This is a genomic window from Nocardia sp. NPDC019395 (genome assembly GCF_040632335.1).
GTDB lineage: Bacteria > Actinomycetota > Actinomycetes > Mycobacteriales > Mycobacteriaceae > Nocardia.
Window position 1 is genome coordinate 154,375 of record NZ_JBEYBT010000008.1, and the last position, 16,054, is coordinate 170,428.

The window sequence follows — 16,054 nt, forward strand, 5'->3', positions numbered from 1 at the left end:
CGTGCTGAACTCGAATCATCCCCTTCCTTTCGACACCGTCCTGGTGGCCAATCGCGGGGAGATCGCTGTGCGCGTCATCCGCACCCTGCGCACCATGGGTCTGCGGTCGGTAGCGGTCTACAGCGACGCGGACGCGGGCGCCCGGCATGTGCGCGAAGCCGATACGGCCGTGCGGCTCGGCCCCGCGGCGGCTCGGGAGAGCTACCTGGATATCGCGAAGGTCGTCGATGCCGCCCGGCGCACCGGGGCGGGCGCGGTGCATCCCGGTTACGGATTCCTTTCCGAGAACGCCGCTTTCGCCGCCGCGCTCGCCGAGGCCGGGATCGTTTTCCTGGGCCCGCCGGCCGCGGCGATCGAAATCATGGGCGACAAGATCACCGCGAAGACCACCGTATCGGCTTCCGGTGTGCCGGTGGTGCCGGGGGTCGCCGAACCCGGTCTCACCGACGCGGCGCTGATCGAAGCAGCCGAAAAGGTCGGCTATCCCGTGCTGGTGAAACCCTCCGCGGGGGGCGGCGGTAAGGGAATGCGCCGGGTCGACGATCCCGCGGACCTGCCTGCCGCATTGGTCAGCGCCCGCCGGGAGGCCGCCGCGTCCTTCGGAGACGACACCCTGTTCCTGGAGCGGTTCGTCACCCGGCCGCGGCATATCGAGGTGCAGATCCTGGCCGATACCCACGGCACCGTGCTGCATCTGGGCGAACGGGAATGCAGTCTGCAGCGCCGGCATCAGAAGGTGATCGAGGAAGCACCTTCTCCCCTGCTGGACGCCGCGACCCGTGCCCGCATCGGTGCCGCCGCCTGCGCCACCGCGCGCAGCGTGGACTATGTGGGCGCGGGGACGGTGGAGTTCATCGTCTCCGCCGACCGGCCGGACGAATTCTTCTTCATGGAGATGAACACCCGCCTGCAGGTCGAGCATCCGGTCACCGAAATGGTCACCGGGTTCGACCTGGTGGAATGCCAGGTCCGGATCGCGGCCGGGCAGCGGATCCGGCTGGCGCAGGACGATATCCGGCTGCACGGCCACGCCGTCGAGGCGCGGGTGTACGCCGAAGACCCGGCCCGGGATTTCCTGCCGACCGGCGGTACGGTCCTGGACCTGGTGGAACCGGGCGGGACGGGGGTCCGGGTGGATTCCGGGCTCGCGGTGGGCACGGTGGTGGGCAGCGATTACGACCCGATGCTCGCGAAGGTCATCGCACACGGCCCCGACCGCGCCGCCGCCCTGGCCGCACTCGACCGGGCCCTCGCCGATACGGTCGTGCTGGGGGTCCGGACGAATATCGACTTCCTGCGTTTCCTGCTGGCCGATCCCGATGTCGGGGCGGGCCGCCTGGATACCGCGCTCCTGGACCGGCGGGCCGGCGATTTCACGCCGGACCCGGTTGCCGACGATGTTTTCGCGGCCGCGGCCGTATACCGCTGGCTGCAGCGCTGGCCGGACGGGCCCGCCGATCCGTGGGCCTACCCCACCGGGTGGCGGGTGGGTGCGCCCGCGCCGACCCGGATCCGGCTGACCGGCGGCGACCGGACCGTACACGTCTTCCTAACCGGCACACCGGATTCCGGTGACCTGCGGGTCGAGGACGCCGATCCGGTATCCGTCACGGCCGCACTGGGCCGGGAAGCCGCGGTATCCGGGCCCGGTGATTCGGTCCGGACGGTGACTCTCACTCTCGACGGCCTCCGCCGCGATTACCGCGTGGCGGAATCCGGTGACCAACTGTGGGTCGCCGGACCGTCCGGCGCCGCCATGGTGCGGGAGTTGGCGGAGGAACCCGCCCGCGCCGACGATGCGGCCGTCCACGATGCCGAAATCCGCAGCCCCATGCCCGGAACCGTCCTCGCCGTCACCGCGACTTCCGGCGCCCCGGTGGCCGCGGGCGCACCGATCCTCGTTGTCGAGGCGATGAAGATGGAGCATTCCCTCACCGCGCCGCTCGCCGGCACGGTCGAGATCCTGGTGGCCCCCGGCGCCTCGGTGCGGCTGGACGAGGTACTCGCCCGGGTCCATCCCGAAGCGGCTGCCGATCCAGCGACGCCCACCCCCGCACCTCCCGAACCAGCAGCGCCCGGCCCGGCGACACCCGAAGCTGCGGGGTCCGTGTCCGCCCCCGAAACCTCACTGCGATAAGCGGCGAAACCACTACTCCGAGAAGAGGCTCTGGTGAGCGATTTCCTCTCCACCGGCACCCTGCCCGAGCACTACCGCGACCTGGCGCTGACCGTACGGGATTTCGCGAACCAGGTGGTCGCGCCCGTAGCCGCGAAACACGATGCCGAGCACAGCTTCCCGTACGAGGTCGTCGCGGGGATGGCGCGGATGGGTCTGTTCGGCTTGCCGTTCCCCGAGGAGTACGGCGGGATGGGGGGCGATTATTTCGCGCTGTGCCTGGCACTGGAGGAACTCGGAAAGGTCGACCAGAGTGTCGCGATCACCCTGGAAGCCGGCGTATCGCTCGGCGCCATGCCGATCTACCGGTTCGGCGACGATGAACAGAAGCAGGAGTGGCTGCCCCGCCTCGCGAGTGGCGAGAACCTCGGCGCGTTCGGACTCACCGAGCCGGGCGCGGGCAGCGATGCCGGCGGAACCCGCACCACCGCGGTCGAGGACGGCGACAGCTGGGTCATCAACGGCAGCAAACAGTTCATCACCAATTCCGGAACCGATATCACCGCATTGGTGACGGTGACCGCGGTGACCGGGGAGTCCGGCGGTAAGAAAGAGATCTCGACCATCATCGTGCCCGCCGGCACTCCCGGTTTCGTTGCCGAACCCGCCTACAACAAGGTCGGCTGGAATGCCTCGGATACTCATCCGCTGAGCTTCACCGATGTGCGGGTGCCGAAGGAGAACCTGCTCGGGGAGCGCGGGCGCGGCTACGCCAATTTCCTGCGCATCCTCGACGAGGGCCGGATCGCGATCGCCGCGCTGTCCGTGGGCTCCGCCCAGGGCTGTGTGGACGAATGTGTGCGCTACGCCGGGGAGCGGGAGGCCTTCGGTAGGACGATCGGCAGTAATCAGGCGATCGCGTTCAAGATCGCCCGGATGGAGGCGCGCGCACATACCGCCCGGACGGCCTACTACGACGCCGCGGCCCTGATGCTGTCCGGGAAACCGTTCAAGAAGCAGGCTTCCATCGCCAAACTGGTGGCTAGCGAGGCCGCGATGGACAATGCCCGCGATGCCACGCAGATATTCGGCGGCTACGGGTTCATGAACGAATATCCGGTGGCCCGGCATTACCGGGACAGCAAGATCCTCGAAATCGGCGAGGGCACCACGGAAGTACAACTCATGCTGATCGGACGGGAGCTCGGCCTGTGAGCGCGAACGGCGAGAACAAGATCACCAAGGATGTCGAGCACGACACCACCGGACTGAAACGGGTCGTACAGTCGGGCCTGTGGTTCGAAGAGCTGGAAACCGGTGTGCTGTACGAGCACCGGCCCGGCCGCACCATGACCGAAACCGACAATGTCCTGTTCAGCACCCTGACCATGAACAACCAGGGCCTGCATATCGACAAGGCCTACAGCGACGCCCAGGAACCCTTCCACGAGCGGCTGGTGAATTCGCTGTTCACCCTGGGCACCATGATCGGCTTGGCGGTCGCGCACCTCACCCAGGGCACCACCGTCGCCAATCTCGGATTCGACGAGGTGAAATTCCCGGCACCGCTGTTCCACGGCGACACCATCTACGTCGAAACGGTCGTGCTGAACAAGCGCGAATCGAAGAGCCGGCCCGGCCAGGGTGTCGTCACCTTCCGGCATGTGGCACGCAACCAGCACGGGACCATCGTGGGGATCGCCGTCCGGCACGCCATGATCCGGCTGCGGCCGGTGGAACAAGCGTGAGGTCCGTACCGGAGACATATAGGAGCACCTGGGCAGATCCGGCCCGCAGGAGGAAACACCAGTGACCGTTCCATCCACCGCGAATACCGAATGGCAGCCCGCCGGACCGGCCTGGTTGTTCTGCCCGGCCGACCGGCCCGAACGCTACCGCAAGGCCGCCGACGCCGCGGACGTCGTGATCCTCGATCTCGAAGACGGTGTCGCCCCCGCTGACAAACCCGCGGCGCGTAAAGCGCTCACCGAAACTCCGCTCGACCCCGACACCACGGTGGTGCGGGTCAACCCGGCCGGCACTCCCGATCACGAACTCGATCTGCAGGCCCTGCGCGACACCGGATACCGGCTGGTGATGCTGCCGAAAACCGAATCCGCCGAACAGGTCACCGGACTCACCGGCTACCAGGTGTTCGCCCTGATCGAATCGCCCGCGGGCGCGCTGGCGATCGAGCGGATAGCCGCCGCGCCCAACACCCTCGGCGTGATGTGCGGGGTAGAGGACCTGATCGCCGCGATGGGCGGCACCGGGACCCGGCGCCCCGACGGAAGCTACCGGGATGTGGCCTTGCATCTGCGGAACACCGGTCTGCTCGCCGCCAAGGCATACCGGCGGCTCGCGCTGGACATGGTGTACCTGAACATCCGCGACCTGGACGGATTACGGGCCGAAGCCGAAGACGCGGTGGCCGTGGGTTTCGAGATCAAGGTCGCGATCCATCCCAGCCAGATACCGGTGATCCGCGCGGCCTACGCCCCTTCACCGGACGAGATCGCGTGGGCGCGGGGAGTACTCGCCGCCGCACCGAATCACCGCGGTGTCTTCACCTACGAGGGCCGGATGGTGGACGCGCCCCTGCTCCGCCACGCCGAACAGATCGTCCACCGAGCCGGCCAACTCGGCTGACTCGACCCGCGCATACCGGCGCACCGATAATAATCACCGATAGAAACAGGAGGTCGCCGAAACACAGGAGGTCGCCGCGGTGGAACCACAGTGGGTCCCGAGCGAACGGGATATCGCCGACGCCCGGATCACCGATTTCGCCCACTTCGTCGCGTCTCGTTCCGGTGCCGAGCTATCGGACTATCACGCCCTGTGGCAGTGGTCGGTGGACAACCCCGCCGATTTCTGGCTGGCGCTGTGGGATTACTTCGACCTGGGCACTGTCGCGGGTGAGGTGCTGCCCGTTCCGGATATGCCCGGTGCACAGTGGTTTCCCGGAACCACGCTGAACTATGTGGACCGTGTCGTCGCTCAGGCCCGTACCGACCGGCCGGCGGTACTGCAGGTCACCGAGGGCGCCGATGAGGTCACCGAAACGTCCTGGGCCGACCTCCTGGCGGGAGTGGCCGCTTTCGCCGGCACACTGCGCGAACTCGGTGTCCGCCCCGGCGACCGGGTGATCGGTTATCTGCCGAATATCACCGAGACCGTGATCGCCTTCCTCGGCACCGCCGCCGTCGGCGCCGTGTGGAGCGCCTGCGGTCAGGACTATTCGGCCAAGGCCGCCCTGGATCGCCTGGGCCAGCTGGAACCCGCCGTGCTCGTTACTGCCGACGGCTACCGCTACGGCGGCAAGACGCACGACAAGAGCACGGATATCGCCGCGCTGCGCGCGGGCCTGGATACGCTCCGGGCCACCATCGTGGTCTCCCGGCTGGGGGCCGAGATCCCCGACAGCACACCGTGGTCCGCGGCCGCCGACCCGGCCGGTCACACCGTGCCCGAAACGGAGACGGTCGATTTCGCCCATCCCCTGTGGATCGTGTTCTCCTCCGGCACCACCGGACTGCCCAAAGGTATCGTGCACGGACACGGCGGAGTCGTCGTCGAGCACCTCAAAGCCGTCGCCCTGCAATCCGATATCGGACCTGACGATACGTTCCTCTGGTACACCAGCCCGAGCTGGATGATGTGGAACTTCCAGATCGCCGGCCTGCTGACCGGCGCGACCATCGTCTGCTACGACGGCAGCCCCGCCCATCCGCGGCCGGACACGCTGTGGGAGATCACCGCCCGCACCGGCACCACCGTGCTCGGTACCAGCCCGGGCTATGTCCTCGGCTGTATGAAAGCGGGGTCCGTCCCGGCGACCGACCATGACCTGTCCGCCCTGCGGCTCATCGGTATCACCGGTTCCTCGCTGCCGGCCGCATCCTCGCTGTGGCTGCACGAGAACGCGGGTGGAGTTCCGGTCGCGTCCATCAGCGGTGGCACCGATGTGGTCTCCGCGTTCGCCGGTGGGGTGCGCACGGTCCCGGTCTGGCCGGGCGAACTGTCGGCGCCCTACCTGGGTGTCGCGCTGGCGGCCTACGACGAGGTCGGGCAGCCGGTGGAAGGCGAGGTCGGCGAGCTGGTGGTCACGGCACCCCTGCCGTCCATGCCGCTCTACTTCTGGCGCGACCCCGGCGGCAACCGCTATCACGACGCCTACTTCGACACCTATCCCGGCGTCTGGCGGCACGGCGACTGGATAACGCGCACCGGCCGCGGCAGCGTGGTGGTCCACGGCCGCTCCGATTCCACCCTCAACCGCTACGGCATCCGGATGGGCAGCGCCGATATCTACCAGGCGGTGGAACGGTTGCCGGAGATCGCCGAAGCCCTGGTCATCGGTGCGGAACAACCCGACGGCGGCTACTGGATGCCGCTGTTCGTGGTACTGGCTCCCGGTGCCGAACTCACCGACCCCCTCCGCGACCGGATCAATGAGGTCATCCGCAACGAGGTCTCACCACGTCACGTTCCCGACGAGATCCTGGAAGCGCCCGCAGTACCGCATACCCGGACCGGCAAGAAACTCGAGGTCCCGATCAAACGCCTGTTCCAGGGCGCCGACCCGGCGCGGGTCGTGGAGCGCAGCGCCGTCGACGATCCCGCGCTGCTGGACTGGTACACGGGCATCCGGCCGCCGGACCGTCGCTGACTCCGCGAGTGCCCGGTCCCGGACCGGCGCGGTTCACGGAAGCTACCCCCGGGCAGTGCGCCGAGCAGCGGGTTTCGGGAACGCCGGCCCGATGACACCCGCGCCCCGGACACGGTCATTCCACAAGCTCAAGGGGGCGCCGCGACTACGCGGTGCGCAAAATCCGCCTGTCGGCGTGGTGCGCGAACTAGCCTGGTCCCAGCGGTTCCATCAGCACAGCAGTTTCCTCAGCAAGGTCGCTCGACCCGCACGCACCCAGTCGCTCCGCCCACGAGAGGACAGGCGCTATGAAGGCTCTGCAATACGTGACAGTCGGCGCGGAACCCGAGGTTCGCGAGATTCCGACACCCGAACCCGGCCCCGGTGAGGTACTGCTCCGGGTGACCGCGGCCGGGGTGTGTCATTCCGACGATTACGTCATGAACAACCCACCGGAAATGTTCGGTATCGAGCTCCCGCTGACTCTCGGGCACGAGGGCGCCGGACAGGTCGCCGCCGTCGGAGCCGGCGTCAAAGGTATCGATATCGGCACCAATGTCGTCGTCTACGGCCCGTGGGGCTGCGGAAACTGCTGGTCCTGCGCGCAGGGCCTGGAGAACTACTGCTCCCGGGCAGCCGAGCTGGGTATCTTCCCGCCGGGACTCGGGGCTCCCGGGGCCATCGCCGAGTACCTGATCGTCGATTCGGCCCGCCACCTGGTACCGATCGACGACCTGGACCCGGTGTCGACCGTGCCGCTCACCGACGCCGGCCTGACCCCGTACCACGCGATCAAACGCTCACTGGACAAACTCCGCGCCGGTTCCTGGACCGTGGTGATCGGTAGCGGCGGCCTCGGCCACGTCGCGATCCAGCTGCTGCGGCACCTGTCCGCGACCCGGGTCGTCGCCTTGGACGTCACCGAGGAGAAACTCGACTTCGCGCGTTCGGTGGGCGCCCACGAGGCCGTGCTCTCCGATGCGAACGCCGCCGAGAACGTCCGCAAGATCACCGGCCCGGCCGGGGCGAGCCTGGTCCTCGATTTCGTCGGCTTCCAGCCGACGATCGACACTGCCATGGCGGTCGCCGGGGTGGATTCCGATGTCACCATCGTCGGCGTCGGCGACGGTAAATCGGCGGCCCGGATCGGCTTCGGCGTCAGCCCGTACGAAGCGACCGCCACCACGCCGTACTGGGGCGCCCGCGCCGAACTCATCGAACTCATCGACCTGGCACACGCCGGAGTTCTCGATGTCGCGGTCGAACGCTTCTCCCTCGACGATGCCCCGGAGGCCTACCGCCGCCTCGCCGCCGGCACGCTCCGCGGACGGGCAGTCATAGTTCCGTAGGTCCGTCCCGGCCCGTTCGGAACTGATCAGACTTCCCCCTCCTTGGAAGCAAGGTACGTCTTTTCGTAGTACATGTACTATCGAAAGCAGTATCACTGCACCAACTGAGGAGGGCTCATGCCGAAGATCGGCAGATTCACCAGCGACGAAGCGAAGACCGACTACCTGCGCATCTACGACGCCTTCGCGGAGCAATGGCCGGTGCCCTCGACCGTGCTCGACGTCGACACGTCATTCGGGACGACGCGAGTACGCAAATCCGGAACCGGAGAAGGCGAACCGGTGCTACTACTCCCTGGCATCTCGGGCAACGGCTTGGTGTGGCACCGGTTCATCGAGAATTTCGCACGGGAGCGCGTGGTGTACACGCCGGACGTCATCGGATGGCCGGGACGCTGCGTGCAGACCGCACCCGTGCGCGATGGTGCCGACGCGGCGAAGTGGGTGGTCGAGACTCTCGACGCACTCGGGGAGGACCGAATCCATCTGGCCGGAAACTCCCTCGGCGCCTGGTTTGCCGCCATGGTCGGGGTCTATCACTCCGACCGTCTGGCGAGCCTGACCATGTTCGAACCCGGCGGCGCCACCTTCGCCAAGCCGAAATGGAGCCTGCTGCTGAAATTCCTTCTCGCCGGGATGCGGCCGACCCCAGAACGCATGCGGAAACTGAACGCCTGGCTGACGCCCCGCAGCGAACTCACCGAGGACGAGTTCGCGATGGTGATCGCGAGCTTGAAGTTCCGAACTGGGATGCCGTGGGATCGAGTGCTCACCGACGAGGAATTGGCGGCCATCACTGCGCCGGTACTGGTGCTGTTCGGCGCCGAAACGGTCGTCAACGATCCCGAACTCGGGGCAGCCCGCGCCCGGAAACACATCCCGACGGTAGAGGTCGAGATCTACCCGGGTATCGGGCACGATCTCCTGTGGGCGAACCAGGAAGAGACCATTCCTCGCTTCCTGGATTTCGCCGGCGATCACGATCAAATCCGGAATTGAAAACTGCGCCATCAGGATAGAGCCGGGCCATCGAATGGTTCCAGCGGCTGCGGTCCGGTTCAGCGGTAATCCTCGGGGTGGAGTAACGGTGGGTTCCGGCGAGCTCGAGGCCGGTGTCCAGTCGATTATCGCGGGCGCCGAAGAGGGAACAGCGAGCGCTTCGTCCCGGCTCACCGATCAACTGGCCGCGGCCCGCCGATCGGTCCGGCTGCGAGCACCGAAGTCGGAAGCGGCGCGAACGCTGGATCAGCATCTGGTCGCATTGCAGCTGGTCTGAATGCGGTGGACGGAATCCCGGTGTTGGATATCAAACCGTGGTTCGTCGAGTTCGGCCCGAGGGAGATATCCAGCAGGCCGCGTGGTCGGCCGAAGATGCTCCAAGACTACTTCTAGTTCAGCGGCGTTCCATACCGATTCAGACGAGGTGGCTATCATTCGCACTGGTCAAGAACCGCCGGGCGTGGTTTCGCTCCGTGAATACGAGGGGTCGAAGGAGACCGCGTATCTGCTCGGCACCCCCGCCAACGCCCGACACCTTCAACGCGGGCTGGAGGAGTTCGCGGCGGGCAAGTTCGTCCCTTGTGAACGCTTGGATGTGCCCGACGTACGATAATTCAGCGGGAGTAGCGTAAAACCGCAGTTCCACCGCGCGGCATGAGTTCTCCCGGTTCATGGGATCGGAGGAACTATGACCGCGGTAGCAAGATTCGGTGCGATTTCGCTCGACAGCGGGGATCCGCACCGGCTCGGGCAGTTCTATCGGGCGTTGCTGGATTTCGAGATCCGGTACGAATCCGACGAGTTGGTTGTGCTTCAGGGCGCGGGAGTGATGCTGACGATCGAGCACGTGGCGGACCATATATCGCCCGACTGGCCCGGCAACCAGGTGCCCAAGCAGATGCATCTCGATCTCTTCGTCTCCGATCTGGATACGGCCGAGACCGCGGCGATCGAATGCGGTGCCGTCAAAGCGGATTTTCAGCCCGCACCCGATCGCTGGCGGGTCCTCATCGACCCCTCGGGGCACCCCTTCTGCCTCACAGTCCCGGCCGGCCCTGGCATATGAGTGGTCGCGGAGGGCCGATCATTCGCGGCCCCATCGAGCATCGAAGGGTGCCGCTCGGTGTTCCGGAGAGTATTTGCCGACGAACAGCGAGATGAATTCGTCGACGGCTTGCACCGCGCGCTGAGTCACACCCGGCAGCTGGGCGCCGAGAGCCTGCCGGCCGCCGGCACCTGTGGCCGACCACACTGCGCGAAGGTTGGAAACCTCCTCGGTCAGTGCGTGTTCCAACGGGTCGAATGCGGCGCGCACCTCGGCCTGCCTTTCCGGGAACGAGTCGGCCATGGCACCTCCCTTGGTGATATCGAGCAAGTTCTGCATGGCCCACCAGTAACTTTCGGGCTCGAACCGGGATGGGGCCATCTGCTCCGGGGGCCGCGGGCGGACGGGCGCGGGGAGGGTCAGCCCGACGGGGATCCGGGGGTCGACCGTCGGGAAGATCGGGATATAGGCGCCGACACAGGGTGGCAGCGGTGTCCACCACAGCACGGTCAGATCGTCCGGTCCGGACGCCAATTCGGTGATGAAGGATGCCGCGGTGTTACCCCAGGTGAAGCCGGCGGGATGCTCGTGCATGCACAGGCTGAGGAAGTCGGGCACGGCCGGATTGAAGAACGGTCCCTGGAGAAATGAATCCTCGTAGTGGTCACGCAAGATTCTCTTCACCGTGTCGACGCCCGCTTTGCCGCCGCCGACCGCCTCGGTGAGGAGTTCGTGTGATCGTCGCTGGCGAATCTGGGAAACCTGCAGAGGTGTGCCAGGGTCGACCACCGCCCGGGCGAAGTCCACGGGGCCGCTACCGGGGCCTGAGATGTTGTCGAGTGTCGAACTGGCCGAGTCGTAGTCGGCCCTGATCGTCGGCTGGTTGCTGATGGTGAAGGGTTCGGCCGAGATTTCGCGGGCCGCCCAGTCGCGCCCGGCGGTTTCCAGGACGAAGGCGCGGTGCGGATCCGCGATGACGAAGGCGTTGTCGTAGGCACCGTCGGCTGCCGGTGTCCGCGCCCGCGCCGAACCCCACTGGCCGTATTCCTCGAGCAGGCTCGTGATCACCCCGAGCGCCTCGGAGGCGGTGGCACCCCGTTCGAGGCCGAGGCGCAGCAGTTCCATTCCGAGTATTCCGCTGGCGGGCGGGTTTCCGGACTTCGCGCCACGCACGCCGTCGGCCCACGCCCGGGTGAACAGGGCCTCGTTCCCGATCGCGACGTTTTTCTCGTTGATCCCGAACTCGTATCCCCAGCACCAATGCGGTGCGGATCCGAAGGTGGCCAGGGTGGGCTGGTCCTCGATGGTGAGATACGCGAGTTCGAGTGGGTCACGGCCGGACCGCGCCGGGTTCCGGCGCAGCGGCTGCGCCTCCCCGGTGGGGCGATCGCTGTTCTTGGCGATGATCGACTGGTTACGTGTCGTGTGGTGTGCCGGAACGTAGAGGGTGTCGCAACTCCACGAACGTTCGACAGCTGCCCTGGCGGGGGCGGTGCTCATCGAACCTCCTGGAGGGCCGGCTGCGGGTCCGGAGTGTAGAAGCGGCCGCGGGTGGCGACGGTCATGGCGATATGAATCACCGGTCCGACGAACATCGCGATGAACGACGCGTAGGCGACCGGGTACATGCCCACGATGCCGAGTGCTCCGATGAATACCGCGATACCGAGCGAGGTGAGGCCGCACGGGTTCCAGGCCCGCACTTCTTCCTCACGGAACTCGATATCCTCGCCGCGGCCCAGTTTCAGCCATTTCCGGCAGATGAAGTAGTCCGACAGGATGATCAGCACCCAGGTGTTGGTGAGGACACCGGTGACGGCCAGGAACGTGCCCAGATGGTTGATCACGTTGGTGGCGTAGAAGACAACGCCGATGATCCAGACCGCGAACATCCACCAGGGGCGGCCGGGGCGGAAGTGCGCGATCACATCGAATCCGCTGGACAGGGTGATGGAACCGCCGTACAGGTTCATCACATTGATCCGGATCTGGGTGATGACGACGAACAGCACACCGGCCCAGCCCATCAGCTCGACGAACATGAATCCCGGATCCTGTGCCTTCTCCGCACCGAACTCACCCAGCATGGTGGCCCCGATATAGGCGCCGAGGAAGATCACGATGAACATCGGGATCAACTCGAGCAGCATGATGGTGGCGGTCCCCCGGTAGCGGACGGTGCGGGCCGCGAACCGGCCGTAATCGGTCGCCATCAGGCCCTGGAAGATCATCTGGCCGTTCGCCAGACTCATCGCGCTCCACATCGCGGCACCACCGGAGAGCCCGGTCGCTTCCCAGCCGGATGGGCCGACCGGCGAATGGTTCGCCGAGAGCTGGATGATCGCGAAGATCAGCAATCCCACGAAGATCGGGAAACCCCAGGTCTGCAAGGCGGACATCGCATACATCCCGCGCCATACGAAGCCGATGGTGATCAGGCCGATCACGGCGAAGATGACGATGCCCCACAGCGAGTTGATCTCGATCCCGAAGTAGTAGGCGAGGGCGTGCGAGACGATCGTTCCTTCGAAGAGGAAGTAGTACACGAAGTTGATCGCGTAGATGAACGACGTCAACGCCGCGCCTCTGCTGCCGAACCCCAGACCGCGGGAGATCAGGCTCTGGGAAAGTCCTTCCCTGCTGGCCATGCGCATGGTCAGGGCGCCGATCGTGATCGCGCCGAAGAAGAAGTAGCCGATCGGCACCAGCATCATCGGCCAGCCCACCAGGAACGTCTGCTGCGCGCCGAACGAGAAGAAGAACATCGCGGTCGCGTTACCGAGGAGCACGAGGCTGATCGCCGGGATCGGCCACCGTTTGTTCGCCGGCACTCGATCGATCGCGAAGCTCTCGATCTGATCGTCCAGGGAGGCCTCGGGGCCCCGGAACTTACTGAGGATGGACATCATTCTCCGTATCGGTATTGCTGGAGTTCCTGCTGGTAGTGCTGGTCAGTGGGGAGATGCGCGCTCGGTCGCCGGGGACGAGCGGTATCGGTGGGCGATGGCCCGGCCGATATCGCGCAGGAGAGATTCGGTGAGCGCGGGATCGTCGGCGCAGCGGGGGTCGCGGCCTACCAGCTCGTACACGGCATCGAATCCGATGGCGTGAGCCTCGTCGTCGGTCAGCGTGCTGCTTCCGACGACGGCGACCACGGTGCATCCCGCTCGGACCGCGCGCTCCGTGACCACCTGTGGCACCTTGCCGCCCGCTGTCTGCGCGTCGAGCCTGCCTTCACCGGTGACGACGAGATCGGTATCGGTGAGATGCTCGTCGAATCGGAGCAGTTCGAGCATGACGTCCGCACCGGACTGCCGGTCGGCGCCGATGCACAGGGCGCCGAAGGCGATCCCGCCGGCGGCGCCGGAGCCCGGGGTGCCGGCAAGCGTGTGGGCGTCGATCGGGTTTTCCGGGCTCTGTGCCAGGACGTCGACGAAATGGGTGAGGCCGCGCTCGAGGGCTTCGACCTGGCCGGGGGTCGCGCCCTTCTGCGGACCGAAGATGCGGGCCGCACCGGCCGGGCCCAGCAGTGGATTGGATACGTCGCACAGCAGCGATAACCGCACTTCGGCCAGCCGGGGGTCGAGTCCGCTCCAGTCGACCGCCGCGATCCGCGCGAGAGTGGCGCCCGAAGGATTCACCACCTGCCCCGAGTCATCCCGGAAGACCACTCCCAGGGCCCCCAGCATTCCGCTACCGCCGTCGGTCGTCGCACTGCCGCCCAGTCCGATGATCACCGACCGTGCCCCGTGATCCAATGCCGCGGAAATCGCCTGCCCGACACCGGCGCTGCTGCCGTGCAGCGGGGCGGGTCTCGACATGGTCGCCATGCCACAGATCGACGCCGTTTCGATGAGTATCCGGTCGCCGTCACGGGCGAGTACTACTTCACGCGCGGCGCCGAGTGCGTCGACCGTCCGGATCGTCACCGGCGCGAATCCGGACTGCAGCGCCGCGTCCACAGTCCCGTCGCCACCGTCGGCGACAGGGAGCGCCGAGACCCGGAAGCTCAAACCGCTCGCTTCGATCCCGCGAGCGATAGCGCTGGTCACCGCGTCGGCAGTCATCGACCCTTTGAACTTGTCGGCCGCGATCAGCACCCGCGTCGGGGTACGTACCGGTGGCGCCGCGGTAGCCGGTCGGACTCTCTGCATCGGCAGATTGTTAGACAATAACCATTGATTGTCAATGGCCACCGGGCGTGCGGTATCTTCACCAGATGGTGGAGGGAAATATCCAGGGGCTGAATGTCCAGTCGGTCGCCGATGCCCTGAGCGAATCGCTGCGCACTCGAATCCTGCAGGGCGATCTACCCGCCGGGCAGAAGCTCACGGAGGCGCGGATAACGAGCGAATACCAGGTGGCACGAACGAACGCCAAGGCGGCGATCGAGCGGTTGACCGCGGAGGGACTACTGGAACGCGACGCGCACCGCAGTGCCCAGGTCGCGACGATCACCCCGCGCCGCATCCGCGATATCTACTTCACCCGCAACGTGATCGAATCCCAGGCCTACCGGATCCTGGCCCGGGACCGGGAGGTGCCGGCCGCGGCACGCGCCGCCAACCAGGAGCTCGCCGGCGCGACGGCGAGTGATCGATCCGAGCTCGTCGTCGACAGCGACGTCCGCTTCCACCGAGCGCTCGTCGACGCCCTGGGCAGCGAACGCACCACCGCCGCGCATATGAACCTGACCAACGAGATGCGCCTGTGCATGCGGCAGGTACAGCACCACCGGCTCCTGGGATCGGACGAGATAGCCGAGGAACACAACGCCATCCTCGCCGCCATCGAGGGCGGGCAGCCGGAACTGGCGGCTCGGCTCGGCACAGACCATCTGAGCCGGGCCGAGCAGATTCTGATCGCCAACCTGTGATCCTCGGACGGCCGATCCGGATCGGTTCGAACATTGCGGGTGCCGCGGGCCGGCCGAGAACCGGTGAGCGCATGTCCGCTGGGCCGATCGGTACAGCCGACTCCCGCTGACCGGGAAGGACCCGGCCCGGCCGCCCGTTCACCGGGAGGAACAGGACCGCCGGAGATACCGCGGACCTAGCGTCGGCCGCATGAATCCAGTTATGGCCGGAGACGCCCGATGACGCGGCTGCGGGACCGGGTCGCGGTGGTGACGGGCGCGGCAGGCGGGATGGGGCGCGCCCACTGCCGGCGGCTGGCCGAAGAAGGCGCCGATATCATCGCCGTCGACCTCGCGGAGACCGCGGACGCGCTCGCTGCCGTTGCCTACGAAGTCGAGGGCTGCGGACGTCGATGCGTCACCGGTTTCGCCGATATCCGTGACCCGCTGGCCCTCGAGGAAGCCGTCAACACGGGTGTCGTGCAGTTGGGACGTCTCGATATCGTCGTCGCCAATGCCGGGGTCTACGCGGATCTGGGGCCGGCCTGGGAACTGTCCGACGAGTCATGGCAGCGCGCTCTCGATATCAATCTGACCGGGGTCTGGCATACCGTGCGGGCCGGGGCCGGGCATCTGGGCGCGGGCGGTTCGATCGTGATCGTGGGTTCCACGAACGGCGTCAAGGGTGGCGCCAGGGCCACACATTATTCTGCGAGCAAACATGCGGTGGTCGGGCTGGCGCGCACCATGGCGAACGAATTGGGACCGCAGGGGATTCGCGTCAACACTGTGCATCCCGGGTCGGTGGCGACACCGATGATCCTGAACGACAGCGTCTACGCGAAACTGCGGCCCGATCTGCCGAACCCGACCCGCGAAGATGCGGCGCGCGTTTTGGCGGAACGGACCATCCTCCCGGTCCCCTGGGTGGAGCCGGTGGATATCAGCAATGCCGTGTTGTTCCTCGCGTCCGACGAATCCCGGTATGTCACCGGGATCGAACTCGTCGTCGACGCCGGACTTACTCAGAAGGTGTGAG

At 66.7% G+C, this 16,054-nt stretch carries 14 protein-coding genes; 11 read left to right on the forward strand and 3 right to left on the reverse strand.

Annotated elements, in window-relative coordinates; translation table 11 throughout:
- The first annotated feature begins 1 nt into the window (after position 1).
- The 9 genes from ABZ827_RS20000 (at position 2) to ABZ827_RS20040 (ending at position 10,181) form a co-directional block, all read left to right on the forward strand.
- On the forward strand, positions 2 to 2,137 hold the full coding sequence (locus tag ABZ827_RS20000; RefSeq protein WP_357238571.1) for a biotin carboxylase N-terminal domain-containing protein: 2,136 nt from the start codon (positions 2 to 4) through the stop codon (positions 2,135 to 2,137).
- A 33-nt stretch (positions 2,138 to 2,170) separates the two neighbouring features.
- Positions 2,171 to 3,331, forward strand: a complete 1,161-nt coding sequence (locus ABZ827_RS20005; RefSeq protein ID WP_357238573.1) for an acyl-CoA dehydrogenase family protein — start codon at positions 2,171 to 2,173, stop codon at positions 3,329 to 3,331.
- Positions 3,332 to 3,384: 53 nt separating this feature from the next.
- Complete coding sequence (locus tag ABZ827_RS20010) at positions 3,385 to 3,864, forward strand: MaoC family dehydratase (protein WP_357238717.1); 480 nt, start codon at positions 3,385 to 3,387, stop codon at positions 3,862 to 3,864.
- Between the two features lie 61 nt (positions 3,865 to 3,925).
- Positions 3,926 to 4,765 (forward strand): CoA ester lyase, encoded by an 840-nt coding sequence (locus tag ABZ827_RS20015; protein WP_357238575.1) that lies wholly within the window; start codon positions 3,926 to 3,928, stop codon positions 4,763 to 4,765.
- A 79-nt stretch (positions 4,766 to 4,844) separates the two neighbouring features.
- Complete coding sequence (locus ABZ827_RS20020; RefSeq protein ID WP_357238577.1) at positions 4,845 to 6,788, forward strand: acetoacetate--CoA ligase; 1,944 nt, start codon at positions 4,845 to 4,847, stop codon at positions 6,786 to 6,788.
- A 287-nt stretch (positions 6,789 to 7,075) separates the two neighbouring features.
- Positions 7,076 to 8,116, forward strand: coding sequence for an NAD(P)-dependent alcohol dehydrogenase (locus ABZ827_RS20025; RefSeq protein WP_357238578.1), 1,041 nt, complete (start codon positions 7,076 to 7,078; stop codon positions 8,114 to 8,116).
- 117 nt (positions 8,117 to 8,233) lie between these two features.
- Positions 8,234 to 9,115: an alpha/beta hydrolase gene (locus tag ABZ827_RS20030; protein ID WP_357238580.1), complete on the forward strand. Its 882-nt coding sequence runs from the start codon at positions 8,234 to 8,236 to the stop codon at positions 9,113 to 9,115.
- A gap of 88 nt (positions 9,116 to 9,203) precedes the next feature.
- Positions 9,204 to 9,392 (forward strand): hypothetical protein, encoded by a 189-nt coding sequence (locus ABZ827_RS20035; protein ID WP_357238582.1) that lies wholly within the window; start codon positions 9,204 to 9,206, stop codon positions 9,390 to 9,392.
- Positions 9,393 to 9,803: 411 nt separating this feature from the next.
- The gene (locus ABZ827_RS20040; protein WP_357238584.1) at positions 9,804 to 10,181 is read left to right on the forward strand and encodes a VOC family protein; all 378 of its coding nucleotides are present in this window, start codon (positions 9,804 to 9,806) and stop codon (positions 10,179 to 10,181) included.
- A gap of 18 nt (positions 10,182 to 10,199) precedes the next feature.
- Here the strand turns inward: ABZ827_RS20040 and ABZ827_RS20045 are convergent, their stop codons facing one another.
- The 3 genes from ABZ827_RS20045 to ABZ827_RS20055 are packed head-to-tail and all read right to left on the reverse strand — an operon-like array spanning position 10,200 to position 14,314.
- Positions 10,200 to 11,660, reverse strand: a complete 1,461-nt coding sequence (locus ABZ827_RS20045; protein ID WP_357238586.1) for a hypothetical protein — start codon at positions 11,658 to 11,660, stop codon at positions 10,200 to 10,202.
- Positions 11,657 to 13,066 carry an allantoin permease gene (locus ABZ827_RS20050; RefSeq protein ID WP_357238588.1) on the reverse strand — a complete coding sequence of 470 codons (1,410 nt, stop codon included), beginning with the start codon at positions 13,064 to 13,066 and terminating at the stop codon, positions 11,657 to 11,659. Before ABZ827_RS20050 ends, ABZ827_RS20045 begins: the two co-directional genes overlap by 4 nt.
- A gap of 45 nt (positions 13,067 to 13,111) precedes the next feature.
- A complete protein-coding gene (locus ABZ827_RS20055) occupies positions 13,112 to 14,314 on the reverse strand; it encodes a glycerate kinase (protein ID WP_357238590.1) in 1,203 nt (400 codons plus the stop codon).
- A gap of 65 nt (positions 14,315 to 14,379) precedes the next feature.
- On the opposite strand from ABZ827_RS20055, the gene ABZ827_RS20060 reads away from it, so the two are divergent.
- Positions 14,380 to 15,036, forward strand: coding sequence for a GntR family transcriptional regulator (locus ABZ827_RS20060; RefSeq protein ID WP_357238592.1), 657 nt, complete (start codon positions 14,380 to 14,382; stop codon positions 15,034 to 15,036).
- A gap of 219 nt (positions 15,037 to 15,255) precedes the next feature.
- Complete coding sequence (locus ABZ827_RS20065) at positions 15,256 to 16,053, forward strand: mycofactocin-coupled SDR family oxidoreductase (protein ID WP_357238594.1); 798 nt, start codon at positions 15,256 to 15,258, stop codon at positions 16,051 to 16,053.
- Position 16,054 lies beyond the last annotated feature (1 nt).